We start from the raw sequence: 18,164 nt of genomic DNA, 5'->3' as shown, positions 1-18,164 counted from the left end.
GATGACTGATAAAAAATTAAGCGTTACCGACCTGCATAAGCGCTACGGCCAACATGAAGTCCTGAAGGGCGTCTCTTTACAAGCCAACGCTGGCGATGTGATCAGTATTATCGGTTCGTCAGGCTCCGGGAAAAGTACTTTCCTGCGCTGCATCAACTTCCTTGAAAAACCGAGTGAAGGGACGATTGTCGTTAATAACCAGAACATTAATCTGGTGCGCGATACCGATGGGCAATTGAAAGTTGCCGATAAAAATCAGCTCCGTTTGCTGCGCACCCGCCTGACGATGGTATTCCAGCACTTTAACCTCTGGAGCCACATGACGGTGCTGGAAAACGTCATGGAAGCCCCGATTCAGGTTTTAGGTTTGAGCAAACAGGAAGCCAAAGAGCGTGCGATTAAATATCTGGCGAAAGTGGGTATTGATGAGCGCCAGCAGGTGAAATACCCGGTGCATCTTTCAGGTGGCCAGCAGCAGCGTGTCTCGATTGCTCGCGCCCTGGCGATGGAACCTGAGGTATTGCTGTTTGATGAACCGACTTCCGCGCTAGACCCGGAGCTTGTGGGCGAAGTACTGCGTATCATGCAGAAACTCGCCGAAGAAGGAAAAACCATGGTGGTAGTGACGCACGAGATGGATTTTGCGCGCCATGTTTCAAACCATGTGATTTTCTTGCACCAGGGTTTAATTGAAGAAGAAGGCACGCCGGATGAATTGTTCGGCAATCCGAAAAGCGCTCGTTTGCAGCAGTTCCTTTCGGGGTCGTTGAAGTAATTTGCCCTGATCCTCGGGGGCTGTCTCTTATACAGATCTTACTTAGGCATTCGAGTAGGGTGGGGACAAATTAAGGCACTCGCATCAGGTTCGGACCCCACCCCAATCCTCCCCTTTTCCAGGGGAGGGAGCAGTTAACTCCTCCACCTGGCAAGGGGGAGGTTGGGCGGGGGTCGTTTCTACCGCACAACATCCCCCAGCGCTTCTTCCAGATCGAAATAGCGAAAGCCAAACCCAGACTCTTCAAGCCGTTTCGGCAGCGCTCGCTGCCCGCCCAGAACCAGCACCGAGGATTCGCCCATCATTAACTTGATTGCGCTCGTTGGCGCGCGCATAAACGCCGGGCGATTCAGCACGTGGCCCAGCGCATGAGAAAACTGTTCGTTGCGGACGGGGTAGGGCGAAACCATGTTAAATGGCCCGCGCAGGTCGTTATTGAGCAGCCACAAAATACCGTTAACCATATCGTCGATATGAATCCAGGCCAGATACTGGCGGCCTGAGCCCATTGGCCCGCCGAGCCCTAAGCGGAAGATTGGCAGCAGCTTCGCCAGAATCCCCCCTTTTGGGGCAAGCACGACGCCGGTACGCAGCAGGCACACACGCGTCTGTTCACTTTGCGCTCCGCAGGCGATTTGTTCCCAGCGGGCGCACAGCTTATGGGTAAATTCATTGTGCGGTGGTTCATCTTCGTTCACCACGACTTCGCCGAGATCGCCGTAATAACCGGCGGCGGAACCGGAGATGAGCACGGAAGGTGGCGTCTGGCTTGCTTTGAACATCTCGACCAGCCGCTCGGTGATTTGCCAGCGGCTCTGGCAAAGGCGCTGTTTTTGCGACTCCGTCCAGCGTTTATCGGCAATGGGTTCACCCGCCAGATTGATGACCGCATCAATGCCGTCAAGATTTTGATGTTCGTTCAACCCTTTCCATAGCGTAACTTTCGGGTCAAAGTGCGAGCGGGCTTTATCTGGATTTCGGGTGACGACAGTCACATCGTGCCCTAACTCTAACAGGCGTGGCACCAGATGGCTGCCAATCAAGCCGGTTCCACCGGTCATCAGTATCTGCATGCTCGTCTCCTGCAGTTTGCTATCTGCGCCAGCTCATGGTCATAGAGACTGAATCGGCATAACGCAGCGCGTGAAGTTTATCGATCTCTACTTCAGCATAAGACACCCACGGATGGTCGCATGCGATGTCGAGCACATCCTGAGTTAATTTTTCCAACAGTGAGAAGCGATGGTTCTCAACCAACTGGATGATTTGTTTAGTGATGGTGCGGTAGTTTAGCGCATCGTTGATATCTTCACTGGCGCGCGCTTTATCTGCGGGATAATGAATGGCGACGTTAATGACAATATCCTGGCGATTGGCGATCTCTTCTTCTTTGATGCCAATAAAAGTGCGCAGACGTAAGTTTTTGATTCGAATAATTGCATCGGGTTGTGGGGACGACATTGCAGGTTTCCTCCATGTATTCATTTTTTCCAGGCTCTGACTATACCCAAATTACATGAGGAAAAAAATTGCGCCCATCCTGGGGCGCGGCTATCAGCTTTTTTGCGCCTGCTCATAGGCGCGTTCGGTTGCCGGACGCGAGTGAATGCGCTCAAACCAGTTTTGAACCGCAGGGAAGTTTGCCAGATTTATACGCTGGCGATCATGGGAAACCGTCCACGGATACGTCGCAATGTCGGCAATACTGTACTCGTTTCCGCCCAGCCACGGAGTCTTTTCGAGTTGCTTATTAAGTACGCCATACAATCGCTGAGTTTCCACCTGATATCGTTCAATCGCGTAAGGAACGGGCTGAGGCGCGAAGTGATTAAAGTGGTGATTCTGGCCGAGCATCGGCCCAAATCCACTGACCTGCCAGAATAACCATTGCAGCGTGTGGGCGCGATCGCGCAGATCTTTGCTCAGCAATGTGTTGGTCTTTTCTGCCAGATACAACAAAATTCCACCGGACTCAAACAAACTCAGCGGGCCGCCACCGTCGGCCGGCGTGTGGTCAATAATTGCCGGAATTTTATTGTTGGGAGAAATGGCTAAAAACGCAGGCTGAAACTGATCGCCTTTGCCAATATCAATACGATGAAGGGTGTAGTCCAGCTCCGCTTCTTCCAGAAACAGCGTGATTTTATGGCCGTTTGGCGTAGGTGCGTAATAGAGGTCAATCATCTCTTTCCCCAGAATTTTTCGTAAACCTATGGAGTATAGACGCTTTGGAAAAGTTGCTTTCTGGATGAGTTTTGTTCAGGTGACAGGCGCCATTTTCCGCTATATGTTCAATAGCCTGGATAACAAAATCATGGGGATATTATGAGCCAGCCGACAATAACACTTTGGTCCGATTCAAACTTTTTTAGCCCGTATGTGATGTCCGTTTATGTTGCTCTGAAAGAGAAAGGCCTGAGCTTTACCTTACAAACCATTGACCTGAACAGCGGGCAAAATCTGCAGCCGGGCTGGAAAGGCTACGATCTTACGCGCCGGGTACCCGTTTTAGCCGTTGATAATTTTTTACTCAGCGAGTCTTCCGCGATCGACGAATATCTTGAAGATCGTTTTGCCCCGCCAACCTGGGAGCGAATTTATCCGCATGATATGGAGAAGCGAGCCCGAGCCCGGCAAATTCAGGCATGGCTACGCAGCGATTTAATGCCGATTCGCGAAGAGCGTTCTACCGATGTGGTTTTCGCGGGGGCAAAGAAACCTGCGCTGACGGAACGAGGGCAGGCGGCGGCTCAAAAACTCGTGAGTACAGTGGAAAGTTTGTTACCCGTCGGGCAGCAGAATCTCTTTGGTGAGTGGTCCATTGCGGATACCGATCTTGCCCTGATGCTTAATCGTTTGGTGCTCAACGGGGACGACGTGCCTGAGCGGTTACAGGAATATGCGGATTTCCAGTGGCAGCGTGCATCGGTACAGCGTTTTCTTGCTCTTTCTGCAAAGCATTCTGGCTGATATACCCCATAATTCGTTATGATAATTACGCTTATCATTAACAGGACCAGGGTTTTATGAAGCTGATGTTTGTCTCGGACATTCATGGTTCGCTACCCGCGACAGAACAAGTGTTGGCGCACTTTGCGCGCAGTGGCGCAAAGTGGCTCATTTTGCTGGGTGATGTGCTGAATCATGGGCCGCGTAATGCGTTACCTGCGGGTTATAACCCCGGAGCCGTAGCGGAGCGGTTTAATACTATTGCCGATAAAATTATTGCAGTACGCGGAAACTGCGACAGCGAAGTTGACCAGATGCTGCTCCATTTTCCAATTACCGCCCCGTGGCAACAGATACTGTTGGCGGAGCAGCGTTTATTTGTCACGCATGGTCATTTATATAACCCCGACAAATTGCCTCCTCTTGCAGAAAATGACGTGTTGGTTTTTGGTCATACTCATCTTCCCCTGGCTGAAAAGCAGGACGCGGTTTATTTGTTTAACCCCGGTTCGGTAAGTATCCCAAAAGGGGGCTTTGAAGCGAGCTACGGCATGCTAAACGACGGTGTTCTGAGCATTCACGCACTGAATAACGATGGGGTTATTGCACAGGTTGAAATTACCCCGTAACTTACCGTGAGTTAGACCGATAACGCGCCAAAGAGCGCCCTGAATAAGGTTTCCCCCAATGGCGGAACAGAGTCATTTTGTTGGTATGGAATGGGTAGACATTGTCAATGAAGACAATGAAGTCATCGCGCAAGCAAGCCGCGAGCAAATGCGCGCGCAGCGTTTAAGGCATCGCGCCACGTATATCGTTGTGCATGATGGCATGGGTAAAATTTTGGTGCAGCATCGTACTGAAACCAAAGATTTTATGCCGGGTATGTTGGATGCTACTGCGGGTGGTGTGGTTCAGGCTGATGAGCAATTGCTGGACTCTGCGCGCCGTGAGGCTGAAGAAGAGTTGGGGATTGCCGGTGTGCCGTTTGCCGAACACGGGCAGTTCTATTTTGAAGACCCTCATTGCCGGGTTTGGGGAAGCCTGTTTAGCTGCGTGTCACATGGCCCGTTTGCCTTGCAGGAAGAGGAAGTGAGTGACGTATGCTGGATGTCACCCGAAGAAATTACCGCGCGCTGTGACGACTTCACACCAGACTCGTTGAAAGCGCTGGCGCTGTGGATGACCCGCAACGCCAAAAATGAATCTCAGCACACTACTGCCGCTGAATAATTCATTTTAATTTCCTGTTCTGGAACGAGTTTACGGGTCAGCCCATAAAAAAAGGCCGCATAGCAATGCGGCCTTTTTGCATCTCAGAAAGCGTTAGTCTTGTTGAGAAGACTGAATCGCCGTCAGAGCGATGGTGTAAACGATATCGTCTACCAGTGCGCCACGAGACAGGTCGTTAACTGGCTTACGCATACCTTGCAGCATTGGCCCGATGGAGATCAGGTCTGCTGAGCGCTGTACCGCTTTGTAAGTGGTGTTACCAGTGTTCAGATCCGGGAAGATGAACACGGTAGCGCGACCCGCAACCGGTGAGTTTGGCGCTTTGGATTTAGCAACGTCAGCCATTACCGCGGCGTCATACTGCAACGGACCGTCGATAACCAGGTCAGGACGTTTTTCCTGAGCGATACGGGTGGCTTCACGCACTTTCTCAACGTCGCTACCTGCACCAGAAGTACCGGTAGAGTAGGAGAGCATTGCTACGCGTGGATCGATACCGAATGCAGCAGCGGAATCCGCAGACTGAATTGCGATTTCTGCCAGTTGCTCAGCAGTTGGATCCGGGTTGATCGCGCAGTCGCCGTAAACATAAACCTGTTCTGGCAGCAGCATGAAGAACACAGAAGAAACCAGAGAGCTGCCCGGTGCGGTTTTGATCAGCTGCAACGGAGGACGAATGGTGTTTGCGGTGGTGTGAACAGCACCGGAAACCAGACCGTCAACTTCGTCTTGCTCAAGCATCAAGGTACCCAGCACAACGTTGTCTTCCAGTTGCTCACGCGCAACGGCTTCGGTCATGCCTTTGCTCTTACGCAGCTCAACCAGACGTGCAACGTAGCTTTCGCGAACCACTTCTGGATCAACGATTTCGATGCCAGCGCTTAATTCAACGCCTTGCGCTGCGGCAACACGGGTGATTTCATCCGGGTTACCCAACAGGACGCAGGTTGCGATACCACGTTCAGCACAAATCGCGGCTGCTTTAACAGTACGCGGCTCGTCACCTTCTGGCAGCACAACACGTTTACCGGCTTTGCGAGCCAGTTCAGTCAACTGGTAACGGAATGCTGGAGGAGACAGACGACGGCTGCGCTCAGAGGTTGCAGTCAGGGATTCGATCCAGTCTGCATCAATGTGGCTTGCCACATATTCCTGCACTTTCTCGATACGCTGATGGTCGTCAGTTGGGACTTCCAGGTTGAAGCTTTGCAGGCTCAGAGACGTCTGCCAGGTGTTGGTATCAACCATGAACAGCGGCAGACCGGTTGAGAATGCACGCTCACACAGTTTGCTTACGCGTGGGTCCATTTCGTAACCACCGGTCAGCAGAACGGCACCGATTTCAACGCCGTTCATTGCAGCCAGACACGCGGCCACTAATACGTCTGGACGGTCTGCGGAAGTGACCAGCAGAGAGCCCGGGCGGAAGTGTTCCAGCATGTGCGGAATGCTACGCGCACAGAAGGTAACAGACTTCACGCGACGCGTTTTGATGTCGCCTTCGTTGATGATGGTTGCGTTCAGGTGACGCGCCATATCAATTGCGCGTGTTGCGATCAGATCGAAACTCCACGGTACGCAGCCCAGAACTGGCAGCGGGCTGTCAGCAAACAGTGCTTTAGGATCGATATTTGCGATGCTTGCTTTAGTAGAGTCATCGAAAATTTCAGACAGGTCAGGACGCGTACGACCTTGTTCATCAACCGGGGCATTCAGTTTGTTAATGATAACGCCAGTGATGTTGGTGTTCTTGCTGCCGCCAAAGCTGCTACGAGCCAGTTCAATACGCTCTTTCATCTGCTCTGGGGAGTTGTTGCCCAGGGACATAACGAAGACGATTTCAGCGTTCAGCGTTTTAGCGATTTCGTAGTTCAGGGACTGCGCAAACTGATGCTTACGAGTCGGAACCAGGCCTTCAACCAGAACCACTTCAGCGTCTTTGCTGGTGGCGTGGAAGTTAGCGATGATCTCTTCCATCAGCACGTCTTGTTGGTTGCTGGACAGCAGCGACTCAACGTGGCTCATGTGCAATGGCTCTGCAGCTGGAATGCTGGAGTTTGCGCGCACGATGCTGGTGGTTTGATCTGGAGTATCGCCACCGGTACGTGGTTGAGCGATAGGTTTGAATACGCTCAGGCGAACGCCTTTTTGTTCCATAGCACGGATAACACCGAGGCTGACGCTGGTCAGGCCGACGCTGGTTCCGGTAGGGATCAACATAATAATTCTGGACACGATAAAACCTCTTTGTTGCACAAGCGGGGCTTGTGAGACTCAGAAAACAACACCGCCAGCTAAGGCTGGCGGCTAGAGAATTAAGCGGTCAGGCGCGCTGCATCCTGAGCGATAACCAGTTCTTCATTGGTCGGAATGATAACCGCAGGGCGGGTACCTTCTTTGTTGATGAAGCCTGATTTACCGAAACGTGCCGCCAGGTTGCGTTCGTGGTCAACTTCGAAGCCCAGAACACCCAGTTTAGCCAGAGACAGTTCACGTACCATCGCGGCGTTTTCACCGATACCACCGGTGAACACAACTGCATCCAGACGACCGTCCATCAGCGCAGTGTAAGAACCGATGTATTTAGCCAGACGGTGGCAGAACACGTCCATTGCACGCTTAGCGTCTTCTTTAGTTTCGTAGTTGTCTTCAACATAACGGCAATCGCTGGTAACTTCGGTCAAACCTTGCAGGCCAGATTCTTTAGTCAGCAGTTTGTTGATTTCGTCTACGCTCATGCCCAGAGAGTCATGCAGGTGGAAGATGATTGCCGGGTCGATGTCACCAGAACGGGTGCCCATTACCAGACCTTCCAGCGGCGTCAGACCCATAGAGGTGTCAACGCATTTACCGTTACGGATAGCAGAAACAGAACCACCGTTGCCCAGGTGGCAAGTGATGATGTTCAGTTCATCTACAGGGATGTTCAGCATTTTCGCGGCTTCTTGAGTCACATAGTAGTGGCTGGTGCCGTGGAAACCGTAACGACGGATGCCGTGCTCTTTGTACAGTTTGTACGGCAGAGCGTAGAGATAAGATTCTTCTGGCATGGTCTGATGGAACGCAGTGTCAAACACAGCAACGTTTTTGTCAGCCAGTTTAGGGAAGGATTTCAGCGCTTCTGCGATACCGATCAGGTGAGCTGGGTTATGCAGCGGTGCAAAAGCAGCAGAATCTTTGATACCCTGAATTACGGAGTCATCGATAACAACGGAGCTGGTGTACTTCTCGCCGCCGTGAACAATACGGTGGCCGATAGCGGTCAGTTGCTCGGACAATTCAGGTTTTTGTGCCAGAATGGTATTAACCATATAGTTAAGAGCTTCGCTGTGAGCGGCACCTGCGCCCAAAGCCGCTTCTTGTTTACCGCCATCCATTTTCCACTTGATACGTGCTTCAGGAAGATGGAAACATTCGGCTAAACCAGAGAGGTATTCATCACCGTTTACAGCATCGATAATTGCGAATTTCAGTGAAGAGCTACCGCAGTTCAGAACCAGTACTAGCTTACTCGACATGGAAGTACCTACTTTTATTCGTGGCTAAAAAAACGTCAGTTAGTCTCTCAGCGTAGCGCATGATGAGCCTGACATTTATGATTAACGTCATGCCAGAAGCGTTTTTTTGGCATGGCGAAGAAATACTCTTGAGTTTACGCCAAATTGCGCGATTTTCCGGCAATTGCGGACTGAGCAAAAAATTGACAACCTGCGGTTTCCCTTCTACGGCCATCAAGGCCGGCACAGGATACCTGATTGCGGCTCTTAAAGACAAAAGATTTTGAACCATGTCATTTAGAGTTGTTATATTGCACAAAAATTTTATTTTTTATATGTGAAGTTGAGGTAAAGCCATGTCGACACCCCAAAATAGCCACGCAAGCTGGTTCAGTATGTTCAGCCGCGGGCAGCATTATTCGAAGACGTGGCCTATCGATAAACGACTTGCGCCTGTCTTTGTAGAAAACCGCGTTATTCGCGCCACGCGTTTTGCCATTCGCTTTATGCCCCCACTCGCTGTATTCACGCTGACCTGGCAAATTGCCTTAGGTGGCCAACTTGGCCCAGCCGTCGCAACCGCGCTCTTTGCCTGTAGCCTGCCAATGCAGGGGCTATGGTGGTTGGGTAAACGTTCTGTAACGCCACTGCCGCCCACACTACTGAGCTGGTTTTACGAAGTGCGTAGCAAATTGCAGGACGCGGGGCAGGCGTTAGCGCCGATAGAAGGCAAGCCTGATTATCAGGCGCTGGCAGAAGTGCTCAAGCGTGCGTTTAAGCAGTTGGACAAAACTTTTCTTGATGATTTGTAATGCCACTGCCGCTGCGCATATATAGAAGGATATTTTTCGCAGGCTAAAACCTGCGCAACAGGAGCTAAGAAATGGAAATGACTAACGCCCAGCGTCTGATTTTATCAAATCAGTACAAAATGATGACGATGCTCGACCCCGACAATGCCGAACGTTATCGTCGCCTGCAAACAATTATCGAGCGCGGTTACGGCCTGCAAATGCGCGAGTTGGATCGTGAGTTCGGCGAGCTGACGGAAGAGACCTGCCGCACGGTTATTGACATCATGGAGATGTACCACGCGCTGCACGTCTCCTGGACCAACCTGAAAGACAACCAGGAAATCGACGAACGCCGTGTGACATTCCTTGGCTTTGATGCGGCAACAGAGGCGCGCTTCCTGGGCTACGTTCGCTTTATGGTGAACATTGAAGGCCGCTACGCGCATTTCGATGCGGGCACTCACGGCTTCAACGCGCAGACTCCAATGTGGGAGAAATATCAGCGTATGTTGAAAGTGTGGCAGTCTTGCCCACGTCAGTACCATTTAAGCGTGAACGAAATCGCACAAATTATTAATGCCTGAGGGGAGACGCGGAGTGAAGTGCAAAGGTTTCTTGTTTGATTTGGATGGGACGCTGGTTGATTCCCTGCCAGCCGTTGAGCGCGCATGGATTAACTGGGCAAAACGATTCGATATTTCGCCGCAGGAAGTACTGGGCTTCATTCATGGCAAGCAGGCGATCACTTCGCTACGCCACTTTATGGCGGGTGCGTCTGAAGAAGAGATTCAGCAGGAGTTTTTCCGTCTCGAAAAAATCGAGTCTGAAGACACCGACGGGATTATTGCATTGCCTGGTGCCGTTGAGTTGCTGACGCATTTGAATGAAGCGGGCATTCCGTGGGCAATTGTCACTTCGGGTTCATTGCCTGTCGCTTCGGCTCGCCGGGCAGCAGGTGGATTGCCAGAACCAGAAGTGCTTGTCACCGCTGAACGCGTTGCTCGCGGGAAGCCTGAGCCTGATGCTTACCTTTTGGGTGCCCAGTTGTTAGGGCTGGAACCTGAAGAGTGCGTAGTCGTGGAAGATGCGCCTGCGGGTGTACTGTCTGGTCTTGCTGCCGGTTGCCATGTGATTGCCGTTAACGCTCCGGCGGACACACCGCGACTTGAGCATGTTGATTATGCGCTGCATTCATTGACTGAATTGCTGGTGCAGAAGATGCCAGACGGCACCGTCGAAGTGCTTAGAAAACACTAAACATATGATATAGCCCCGCGATAGTGGGGCTTTTTTATGGCATGCTTTTTATCCCCTGAGACAACTCACAAGGATTTGTTTTGAACTCGGAATTAATTTGGGTTTTGTCATTGCTGGCGATTGCCGTCCTCCTGTTTGCCACCGGGAAAGTGCGTATGGATGCGGTCGCTTTACTCGTCATCGTTGCTTTTGTCCTCAGCGGTACGCTCACCCTTAACGAAGCCTTTTCAGGCTTTAGTGATCCTAACGTTATCCTCATTGCGGCCCTGTTTATTATTGGCGATGGCCTTGTGCGCACCGGCGTTGCCTCAAAAATGGGCTCCTGGCTGGTGGATGTGGCAGGCAGCAGTGAAACCAAAATGCTTGTTTTGCTGATGCTCACCGTTGCCGGTCTGGGTGCGTTTATGAGCTCGACAGGTGTGGTTGCGATATTTATCCCGGTAGTCCTCAGCGTGTCAATGCGCATGAAAATCTCCCCGTCACGTTTAATGATGCCACTCAGCTTTGCCGGATTAATCAGCGGCATGATGACGCTGGTCGCCACGCCGCCAAACCTGGTGGTGAACAGCGAGCTGCTGCGTGAAGGCTTACAAGGATTCCAGTTCTTCAGCGTCACGCCGATCGGCCTGGTCATTTTGCTGCTTGGCATTGGCTACATGCTGATTACGCGTTTTGCGCTAAAAGGGCAGGGTAAAGAGGACGGCAAGCATGACTGGCGGCGCCGGACTTTCCGCGATCTGATTAAAGAATACCGTCTGACGGGGCGCGCGCGTCGTCTTGCTATTCGTGCGGGTTCGCCCATGGTGGGCCGCCGTCTTGATGATTTGAAACTGCGTGAACGCTACGGTGCAAACGTGATTGGCCTTGAGCGCTGGCGTAAATTTCGCCGGGTGATTGTCAATGTCACCGGCGTTACCGAATTTCGTGCGCGTGACGTTTTACTGATTGATATGTCGGCTTCCGATATCGATCTGCGTGAGTTTTGTAGCGAACAGATGCTTGAGCCGATGGTGCTACGCGGCGAGTACTTTTCCGACCAGGCGCTGGATGTGGGTATGGCGGAAGTGTCGTTAATTCCCGATTCAGAACTCTTTGGGCAAACCCTTCGTGAAATCGGTTTTCGTACCCGTTATGGCCTGAACGTCGTGGGGATTAAGCGTAACGGTGAAGCGCTGGAAGGTCTGCTGGTGGATGAAGCCTTACAGCTTGGGGATATTTTGCTGGTGGTGGGCAACTGGAAACTCATTAGTCAGTTGCAGAAAAAAGACCGGGACTTCCTGGTGCTGAATTTACCGGTGGAAGAGGGCGAAGCGTCTCCGGCCCACAGTCAGGCTCCGCATGCTATTTTTTGCCTGGCGCTGATGGTCGCATTAATGTTGACCGATGAAATCCCCAATCCTATTGCGGCGATCATTGCCTGTTTACTGATGGGTAAATTCCGCTGTATCGATATGGAAAGCGCCTACAAAGCCGTGCACTGGCCAAGTATTATTTTGATTGTTGGCATGATGCCATTTGCTCTTGCGCTGCAGAAAACCGGCGGTGTGGATTTGATTGTTCATGGGTTGATGAATATGGGCGGCGGCTATGGCCCGCATCTGATGCTGGTATGCCTGTTTGTGATGTGCGCGGCGATTGGGCTGTTTATCTCAAATACGGCGACCGCCGTGTTAATGGCACCGATTGCGTTGGCAGCGGCAAAATCAATGGGGGTTTCACCTTATCCCTTTGCGATGATCGTTGCGTTAGCGGCCTCTGCGGCGTTTATGACGCCTGTCTCTTCGCCGGTAAATACGCTGGTTCTAGGGCCGGGGAACTACAGGTTCAGCGACTTTGTAAAGCTGGGCGTACCCTTTACCGTCATCGTGATGGTGGTGAGTGTGGTGATGGTGCCGATGCTCTTTCCGTTTTAGTGTTTAAACGTTGTATGGTGCTTCGCTTATCCGACCACCAAAGGACGATATAGAGCGAATAAGCGAAGCGCCATCCGCCAGATTAAAGCGGTGAGTCCTGGCTAATTTCATCGAGCGAGAGCTGGAAACTCGGCACGAATACCGTCATGAAGTAATCCATCTCTTCGCTGTGGCGATCGGCCAGGGTCTTCTCAAGTCGGCTTTTTGCCAGCGAAAATTCATTATTCCCGGCAGAGAGTTCTTCCAGACATTTCAGATAGGCGCACAGAGCGTCAGCCTGTTTAACGATGGCTCTCTCTTCATCACTGCTTTGATGTTCATCGATAAGTGGCGCCCAAATATCGCGCAGCTCTTCGGGCACCATATCAATGAGTTTCTGCTGGGCAATCTTCTCGATGGCTTTGTATTCGTGAGCGATTTGCGAGTTGAAATATTTCACCGGCGTAGGTAAATCCCCCGTTAATACTTCACTTGCGTCGTGATACATGGCCAGCAGTGCGACACGTTCGGCATTAATCTGCCCGTTAAATTTGCGGTTCTTAATGACGGCGAGTGCGTGAGCGACCATCGCAACTTGCAGGCTGTGCTCCGAAACATTTTCGGTGCGCACATTGCGCATCAGCGGCCAACGATTGATCAGTTTTAGACGTGAAAGATGGGCAAAAAAGTGGCTTTGGCTCATAGGTGCACTCGGGGCTTAGCAAAGAAAACCATTGTGCGGGGAGTCGGGGGAAGATGCAAACATCTCCCCCACGAGGATTACTGGTGGTAATGACCGAGGAAACGGCCAAATTTATTGATAGCCATCTCCAGCTCATCAACACGCGGTAAGGTCACGATACGTACGTGATCCGGCCACGGCCAGTTAAATGCAGTTCCTTGAACCAACAGCACTTTTTCTTGCAGCAAGAAATCCAGGACCATTTTTTGGTCGTCGTGAATATTAAAGCGTTTGGCGTCAATTTTCGGGAACATATACAGCGCGCCACGAGGTTTCACGCATGAGACGCCGGGGATATCGTTTATCAGCTCCCAGGCACGGTTACGCTGCTCATATAGACGCCCGCCAGGTGCGATAAATTCGCTGATACTTTGATAACCGCCGAGCGCTGTCTGAATCGCATGCTGCGCAGGCACGTTGGCACACAGGCGCATTGAAGCCAGCATTTCCAGCCCTTCAATATACCCTTTAGCGTGTTTTTTCGGCCCGTTCAGTACCATCCAACCCTGGCGGAAGCCTGCGACACGGTAAGTTTTCGATAAACCATTAAAGGTTACCGTCAGCAAGTCCGGGGCGAGGGCAGCAATTGAATGGTGTTCGGCTTCGTCATACAGAATCTTGTCGTAAATCTCATCAGCAAAAATGATCAAATTATGCTGGCGCGCGATTTCAACAACTTCCATCAGCAGTTCTTTGGAGTAAACCGCACCGGTTGGGTTGTTTGGGTTAATGATGACGATGCCGCGCGTGCGAGGGGTAATCTTTGCGCGGATATCATCAAGGTCAGGGAACCAGTCGGAAGATTCATCACATAAATAGTGAACCGCTTTGCCGCTGGAAAGAGAAACTGCCGCAGTCCACAACGGATAATCTGGAGCTGGAACCAGCATCTCATCGCCGCTATTGAGCAGCGCCTGCATCGACTGAACAATCAGCTCAGATACCCCATTACCAATGTAGATATCTTCAACCGTCACATCCCGCATCTCACGCGCCTGATAATGCTGCATAATGGCTTTACGTGCGGAATAGAGTCCTTTCGAGTCGCAGTAGCCCTGAGCGGTAGGCAAATTACGAATGACATCAACAAGAATTTCATCCGGCGCATCAAAGCCGAATGGCGCAGGGTTGCCAATATTTAGCTTGAGGACTTTATTCCCTTCTTCTTCAAGGCGTTTCGCCTCTTTGAGCACGGGGCCACGGATGTCATAACAGACGTTATCAAGTTTGCTGGATTTTTCGATAGGGGACATGAACCTGACCTTAAATGTTAGCGCCACTTCCTGCCGTGGAAGCGACCAGGCAACAATGTACTCCTGACACGCGCAGATTTGAAGGTTGTCGAAGCGCTGAAACGTAATTTATCTTTCAGTGATGAGTGAAAGTGGTAAAAATGGACAATTAATATTTTATTGGAATTATGTTTTGATTTTATTATATTTTCTGGTCGTAAATTCTATCTTGTGAGGTTGTGGCAATTTCATTAGCTAAAGAAACAGCACTCTTATAGCGGGTAATACTGAGAAAAATGAAAAGCAAATTGAGTAATAGTTAAGAAAAATTGAATATTCATGCTCAAGATTAAATGAAGTGCATTTGCGTGAGTTAATAATATGTATATAAAAATAACTCAGCATGTGATTAATATAAGTAAAAGATAGAGTTAAGATGCTTCTCTTTTACCGTGCAAAAATTTAATCATTTTTGTTAATAAATGGACTTCATGCCGGAATTAAAAAAGAGAATGAGATCAGATTATTCGTAACAAAGGTTATGGCATAGGGTGATTTGAGGTAAGATACACTACTGAAAATGGTAGGCGTTCCTAGCTAAAAATTACGCAACTCTATGTTTTATTGTATGTTGGTATGAAATCTTCCCGGTGATTAAATTGCCGGTTCTGCATGGCGGTTTTTAGACGATTTTCATCTCATATGCGTATGTTGTTGCTGTAATCTGAATAAATAAAGCTCAGTGTTGAAGCGGATTTACAATAATTACTCAGTTTTAATTTAAGTGGCTAGTACGTTAAGCCGAATGTTTGTATGTTGTTTACGTCAGTATAATATCTCCTGGTAATCGTGGATCGCATTATTGATTCGCGTCACCCAGAGTGCATGAAAAATAAAAATGTCAGAACGACTGTCAGGATGACGGTATGACCCTCGGGAGACGTTCTGTAAAAGGGAATTGCTTTATCTTTTTGATAAATCACAGCAATAGAACTAAGGCAGACTCGTAAGAGCAACCTACTAGTGAAAAAAATATGATTAACGCAAATCGTCCGATACTTAATCTCGACCTCGATCTGCTCAGGACTTTTGTTGCCGTAGCGGATCTAAATACTTTTGCGGCGGCGGCCGTTGCGGTCTGCCGTACTCAATCGGCTGTTAGCCAGCAGATGCAACGACTGGAACAATTAGTAGGTAAAGAGCTTTTTGCCCGTCATGGCCGTAATAAGCTGCTGACAGAACATGGCATCCAGCTTCTGGGTTATGCACGCAAAATTCTGCGCTTTAATGATGAAGCGTGTACTTCGCTCATGTTCAGTAATTTGCAGGGTGTGCTGACGATTGGTGCCTCTGATGAAACTGCGGATACTATTCTGCCGTTTCTGCTTAACCGTATAAGCTCGGTCTACCCTAAACTTGCGTTGGATGTGCGTGTTAAACGTAATCCGTTTATGGTTGAAATGCTCAATCAGCAAGAAGTTGATTTAGTGGTAACCACCACCAAGCCCGCGCATTTTGAGTCCATCGTTTTACGCACGTCTCCTACCATGTGGTACTGCGCGTCAGATTATGTATTCCAGAAAGGTGAAACCGTACCTTTAGTTATGCTTGATGATCCGAGCCCTTACCGGGATATGATGCTTGAGCATTTGAATGCGGAACGTATTCCGTGGCGTATTGCCTATGTGGCCTCCACGCTCTCTGCGGTACGTGCCGCCGTGAAAGCGGGTTTAGGTATCACTGCGCGTCCCGTTGAAATGATGAGCCCGGAGCTTCGTGTGTTGGGAAGTGCCGATGGTCTACCGGTTATGCCAGATACCCAATACATGTTATGTCGTAATCTGCAAACCACGAACGATTTAGCACAGGCTATCTTCAGTGCTTTGGAAACTAACCCAAATCCGTACCGCTACCTGGCTTCGTCTGATGAAGATGATGATACCGTGTTGATGGAACGTGATTTCGAGTAACGTATTCCCGATTGTTAGTAACAAAATATGAAATTTAAAAACAGGCGATTGAGAGGCTTTTTTCTCCCAATGGCTTGTTTTTTAATCACTGAAAGCCTTTTTTATTGCTAGTTTGTAAAAAAGTGTTTTAAAACAAATAATTGCCCGCATCGCGTTTTACCTGCCTTTCATCTACTCATTTAGAATTAACTCCTGTGTAATTGTTAAAAAACAGGCCGCAATGTTGTTGGTTTTTGATATGAATTAACAAAAGCGTGTCTCAGATCAAGAAAATACTCCCTCAAGGGGGGATGAATAGTTGAGATTTCCTGCCAAAATAGAGGGGCAGTTAAATTTTTCCTCCTTAACGGACACGATTCATCTTCATTAAAATGAGTTAGTAACGTGACGTTACAAGCTTTTAACGCATTAAATGTTAATGAAGATGCGCTCATGTAAATTAATGTGTGGATACTTTTGTTAAAGTTGACAAAAGGTTATAGAAAGGAGTAAAAAACCCCATCAATTTGCTGGTAAAGTTTTGATTCCAGCAGTTATTGTAAGGTTTATTGTTCCTCCCCATGAATCGATGTGGTGTTCATCTGCCAGCAAGAGCAGAGACTCTGGCGCCACTTTTGATGAGTAAGCAATGAGTATGTCAACATCCACTGAAGTTATCGCTCATCACTGGGCGTTCGCAGTCTTTCTTATTGTTGCCATTGGCCTGTGTTGCGTAATGCTTCTCGGGGCCTGGTTCCTTGGCGGGAGAGCCAAGGGTCGGCACAAAAACACTCCCTTCGAGTCAGGTATCGACTCAGTTGGTACAGCGCGCTTACGTCTATCCGCCAAGTTTTACCTGGTCGCCATGTTCTTCGTTATCTTCGATGTGGAAGCCTTGTATCTCTACGCGTGGTCAGTTTCTATCCGTGAAAGCGGTTGGATAGGCTTCGTCGAGGCCGCAATTTTCATTTTAGTGTTACTGGCAGGCCTGGTGTATCTGGTGCGTATTGGCGCGCTTGATTGGACTCCAGCGCGTTCGCGCCGCGCCCAAATCAACCCGGAAACCGACAGTCTCACTAACCGTCATACGCAGTAACAGCGAGGCAATAAGATGGACTATACGCTCACCCGCATAGACCCCAACGGTGAGAATGACCGTTACCCCCTGCAAAAACAGGAGATCGTAACCGATCCTCTTGATCAAGAAATCAACCGTAGTGTGTACATGGGCAAGCTCGAACATGCCATGCACGATATGGTGAACTGGGGGCGTAAAAACTCAATTTGGCCTTATAACTTTGGCCTTTCTTGCTGCTACGTTGAGATGGTGACCTCGTTTACCGCCGTACATGACGTGGCACGTTTTGGTGCCGAAGTACTGCGTGCTTCTCCGCGTCAGGCCGACTTAATGGTGATTGCAGGGACCTGCTTTACCAAAATGGCTCCCGTAATTCAGCGTCTTTATGACCAAATGCTTGAGCCAAAATGGGTGATCTCGATGGGCGCCTGCGCCAACTCAGGCGGCATGTACGACATCTACTCCGTGGTGCAAGGTGTGGATAAATTCCTGCCGGTAGACGTTTATATTCCTGGTTGCCCACCGCGTCCTGAAGCTTACATGCAGGCTCTGATGCTGCTGCAAGAATCTATTGGTAAAGAACGTCGTCCGCTGTCTTGGGTGGTTGGCGATCAGGGTGTATATCGCGCCAATATGCAATCAGAGCGCGAGCGTAAACGTGGCGAGCGTATTGCTGTCACCAACTTGCGGACACCAGACGAGATTTAATTTGCGCCTGTAGGCAGTGTGAGTTTACTTCGCATATTAATAATACTAGCGCGGAGCC

19 protein-coding genes are annotated in these 18,164 nt (G+C 49.9%); 12 read left to right on the top strand and 7 right to left on the bottom strand.

The window, feature by feature from the left end:
- Position 1: 1 nt before the first annotated feature.
- Positions 2 to 775, top strand: coding sequence for a histidine ABC transporter ATP-binding protein HisP (hisP, locus tag AB1E22_RS03305; protein WP_367597313.1), 774 nt, complete (start codon positions 2 to 4; stop codon positions 773 to 775).
- 179 nt (positions 776 to 954) lie between these two features.
- Here hisP and AB1E22_RS03300 read toward each other — a convergent pair whose 3' ends face one another.
- The 3 genes from AB1E22_RS03300 to yfcG all read right to left on the bottom strand — a co-directional run bounded on the left by AB1E22_RS03300 (position 955) and on the right by yfcG (position 2,959).
- Entirely contained in the window at positions 955 to 1,848 is an 894-nt protein-coding gene (locus AB1E22_RS03300; RefSeq protein WP_367594073.1) for a TIGR01777 family oxidoreductase, read from the bottom strand.
- 19 nt (positions 1,849 to 1,867) lie between these two features.
- The gene (gene folX, locus AB1E22_RS03295) at positions 1,868 to 2,236 is read right to left on the bottom strand and encodes a dihydroneopterin triphosphate 2'-epimerase (protein ID WP_367594072.1); all 369 of its coding nucleotides are present in this window, start codon (positions 2,234 to 2,236) and stop codon (positions 1,868 to 1,870) included.
- A gap of 93 nt (positions 2,237 to 2,329) precedes the next feature.
- Positions 2,330 to 2,959 (bottom strand): GSH-dependent disulfide bond oxidoreductase, encoded by a 630-nt coding sequence (yfcG, locus tag AB1E22_RS03290; RefSeq protein WP_367594071.1) that lies wholly within the window; start codon positions 2,957 to 2,959, stop codon positions 2,330 to 2,332.
- Positions 2,960 to 3,100: 141 nt separating this feature from the next.
- Here yfcG and yfcF point away from each other — a divergent pair, with 141 nt between their 5' ends.
- Genes yfcF through yfcD form a run of 3 tightly spaced genes read left to right on the top strand, consistent with a single transcriptional unit; the run spans position 3,101 to position 4,957 of the window.
- Positions 3,101 to 3,745: a glutathione transferase gene (yfcF, locus tag AB1E22_RS03285; protein WP_367594070.1), complete on the top strand. Its 645-nt coding sequence runs from the start codon at positions 3,101 to 3,103 to the stop codon at positions 3,743 to 3,745.
- Between the two features lie 56 nt (positions 3,746 to 3,801).
- On the top strand, positions 3,802 to 4,353 hold the full coding sequence (gene yfcE / locus AB1E22_RS03280; RefSeq protein ID WP_367594069.1) for a phosphodiesterase: 552 nt from the start codon (positions 3,802 to 3,804) through the stop codon (positions 4,351 to 4,353).
- A gap of 58 nt (positions 4,354 to 4,411) precedes the next feature.
- Positions 4,412 to 4,957 (top strand): NUDIX hydrolase YfcD, encoded by a 546-nt coding sequence (gene yfcD / locus AB1E22_RS03275; RefSeq protein ID WP_367594068.1) that lies wholly within the window; start codon positions 4,412 to 4,414, stop codon positions 4,955 to 4,957.
- 93 nt (positions 4,958 to 5,050) lie between these two features.
- On the opposite strand, the gene pta is transcribed toward yfcD, so the two are convergent.
- Complete coding sequence (gene pta, locus AB1E22_RS03270; RefSeq protein WP_367594067.1) at positions 5,051 to 7,192, bottom strand: phosphate acetyltransferase; 2,142 nt, start codon at positions 7,190 to 7,192, stop codon at positions 5,051 to 5,053.
- 80 nt (positions 7,193 to 7,272) lie between these two features.
- Positions 7,273 to 8,475 carry an acetate kinase gene (gene ackA / locus AB1E22_RS03265; protein ID WP_367594066.1) on the bottom strand — a complete coding sequence of 401 codons (1,203 nt, stop codon included), beginning with the start codon at positions 8,473 to 8,475 and terminating at the stop codon, positions 7,273 to 7,275.
- Between the two features lie 59 nt (positions 8,476 to 8,534).
- Between ackA and AB1E22_RS03260 the strand changes: the two genes are divergently transcribed.
- The 5 genes from AB1E22_RS03260 to AB1E22_RS03240 all read left to right on the top strand — a co-directional run bounded on the left by AB1E22_RS03260 (position 8,535) and on the right by AB1E22_RS03240 (position 12,418).
- Positions 8,535 to 8,741, top strand: a complete 207-nt coding sequence (locus tag AB1E22_RS03260; RefSeq protein WP_367594065.1) for a hypothetical protein — start codon at positions 8,535 to 8,537, stop codon at positions 8,739 to 8,741.
- A 69-nt stretch (positions 8,742 to 8,810) separates the two neighbouring features.
- Positions 8,811 to 9,266, top strand: a complete 456-nt coding sequence (yfbV, locus tag AB1E22_RS03255; RefSeq protein ID WP_367594064.1) for a terminus macrodomain insulation protein YfbV — start codon at positions 8,811 to 8,813, stop codon at positions 9,264 to 9,266.
- Between the two features lie 71 nt (positions 9,267 to 9,337).
- Entirely contained in the window at positions 9,338 to 9,832 is a 495-nt protein-coding gene (locus AB1E22_RS03250) for a YfbU family protein (RefSeq protein ID WP_034458818.1), read from the top strand.
- Positions 9,825 to 10,505, top strand: coding sequence for a sugar phosphatase (locus AB1E22_RS03245; protein ID WP_367594063.1), 681 nt, complete (start codon positions 9,825 to 9,827; stop codon positions 10,503 to 10,505). Before AB1E22_RS03250 ends, AB1E22_RS03245 begins: the two co-directional genes overlap by 8 nt.
- Before the next feature lie 80 nt (positions 10,506 to 10,585).
- Positions 10,586 to 12,418, top strand: coding sequence for an SLC13 family permease (locus AB1E22_RS03240; protein ID WP_367594062.1), 1,833 nt, complete (start codon positions 10,586 to 10,588; stop codon positions 12,416 to 12,418).
- Positions 12,419 to 12,500: 82 nt separating this feature from the next.
- Here AB1E22_RS03240 and yfbR read toward each other — a convergent pair whose 3' ends face one another.
- Positions 12,501 to 13,100 carry a 5'-deoxynucleotidase gene (gene yfbR / locus AB1E22_RS03235; protein ID WP_367594061.1) on the bottom strand — a complete coding sequence of 200 codons (600 nt, stop codon included), beginning with the start codon at positions 13,098 to 13,100 and terminating at the stop codon, positions 12,501 to 12,503.
- Positions 13,101 to 13,177: 77 nt separating this feature from the next.
- The gene (gene alaA / locus AB1E22_RS03230; RefSeq protein WP_367594060.1) at positions 13,178 to 14,392 is read right to left on the bottom strand and encodes an alanine transaminase AlaA; all 1,215 of its coding nucleotides are present in this window, start codon (positions 14,390 to 14,392) and stop codon (positions 13,178 to 13,180) included.
- Between the two features lie 1,013 nt (positions 14,393 to 15,405).
- On the opposite strand from alaA, the gene lrhA reads away from it, so the two are divergent.
- The 3 genes from lrhA (at position 15,406) to nuoB (ending at position 18,106) form a co-directional block, all read left to right on the top strand.
- Entirely contained in the window at positions 15,406 to 16,341 is a 936-nt protein-coding gene (lrhA, locus tag AB1E22_RS03225) for a transcriptional regulator LrhA (protein ID WP_367594059.1), read from the top strand.
- A gap of 628 nt (positions 16,342 to 16,969) precedes the next feature.
- Positions 16,970 to 17,416 carry an NADH-quinone oxidoreductase subunit NuoA gene (nuoA, locus tag AB1E22_RS03220; protein ID WP_367594058.1) on the top strand — a complete coding sequence of 149 codons (447 nt, stop codon included), beginning with the start codon at positions 16,970 to 16,972 and terminating at the stop codon, positions 17,414 to 17,416.
- Positions 17,417 to 17,431: 15 nt separating this feature from the next.
- Positions 17,432 to 18,106 (top strand): NADH-quinone oxidoreductase subunit NuoB, encoded by a 675-nt coding sequence (gene nuoB, locus AB1E22_RS03215; protein WP_124022690.1) that lies wholly within the window; start codon positions 17,432 to 17,434, stop codon positions 18,104 to 18,106.
- Positions 18,107 to 18,164 lie beyond the last annotated feature (58 nt).

The sequence above is a fragment of the Buttiauxella gaviniae genome (genome assembly GCF_040786275.1).
GTDB classification, from domain to species: Bacteria; Pseudomonadota; Gammaproteobacteria; order Enterobacterales; family Enterobacteriaceae; genus Buttiauxella; species Buttiauxella gaviniae_A.
The sequence above is the reverse complement of the archived record's forward strand: the minus strand, read 5'-3'. Positions and strand labels throughout refer to the sequence as shown.

Bases quoted from the DNA above. Each gene is read 5' to 3' on its own strand.
- hisP (WP_367597313.1), top strand. From the start codon at position 2: ATGACTGATAAAAAATTAAGCGTTACCGACCTGCATAAGCGCTACGGC.
- folX (WP_367594072.1), bottom strand. From the start codon at position 2,236: ATGTCGTCCCCACAACCCGATGCAATTATTCGAATCAAAAACTTACGT.
- yfcG (WP_367594071.1), bottom strand. From the start codon at position 2,959: ATGATTGACCTCTATTACGCACCTACGCCAAACGGCCATAAAATCACG.
- lrhA (WP_367594059.1), top strand. From the start codon at position 15,406: ATGATTAACGCAAATCGTCCGATACTTAATCTCGACCTCGATCTGCTC.
- yfbV (WP_367594064.1), top strand. From the start codon at position 8,811: ATGTCGACACCCCAAAATAGCCACGCAAGCTGGTTCAGTATGTTCAGC.
- AB1E22_RS03250 (WP_034458818.1), top strand. From the start codon at position 9,338: ATGGAAATGACTAACGCCCAGCGTCTGATTTTATCAAATCAGTACAAA.
- AB1E22_RS03245 (WP_367594063.1), top strand. From the start codon at position 9,825: ATGCCTGAGGGGAGACGCGGAGTGAAGTGCAAAGGTTTCTTGTTTGAT.
- yfcE (WP_367594069.1), top strand. From the start codon at position 3,802: ATGAAGCTGATGTTTGTCTCGGACATTCATGGTTCGCTACCCGCGACA.
- yfcD (WP_367594068.1), top strand. From the start codon at position 4,412: ATGGCGGAACAGAGTCATTTTGTTGGTATGGAATGGGTAGACATTGTC.
- yfcF (WP_367594070.1), top strand. From the start codon at position 3,101: ATGAGCCAGCCGACAATAACACTTTGGTCCGATTCAAACTTTTTTAGC.
- yfbR (WP_367594061.1), bottom strand. From the start codon at position 13,100: ATGAGCCAAAGCCACTTTTTTGCCCATCTTTCACGTCTAAAACTGATC.
- nuoA (WP_367594058.1), top strand. From the start codon at position 16,970: ATGAGTATGTCAACATCCACTGAAGTTATCGCTCATCACTGGGCGTTC.
- ackA (WP_367594066.1), bottom strand. From the start codon at position 8,475: ATGTCGAGTAAGCTAGTACTGGTTCTGAACTGCGGTAGCTCTTCACTG.
- alaA (WP_367594060.1), bottom strand. From the start codon at position 14,392: ATGTCCCCTATCGAAAAATCCAGCAAACTTGATAACGTCTGTTATGAC.
- AB1E22_RS03260 (WP_367594065.1), top strand. From the start codon at position 8,535: ATGATGAGCCTGACATTTATGATTAACGTCATGCCAGAAGCGTTTTTT.
- AB1E22_RS03300 (WP_367594073.1), bottom strand. From the start codon at position 1,848: ATGCAGATACTGATGACCGGTGGAACCGGCTTGATTGGCAGCCATCTG.
- nuoB (WP_124022690.1), top strand. From the start codon at position 17,432: ATGGACTATACGCTCACCCGCATAGACCCCAACGGTGAGAATGACCGT.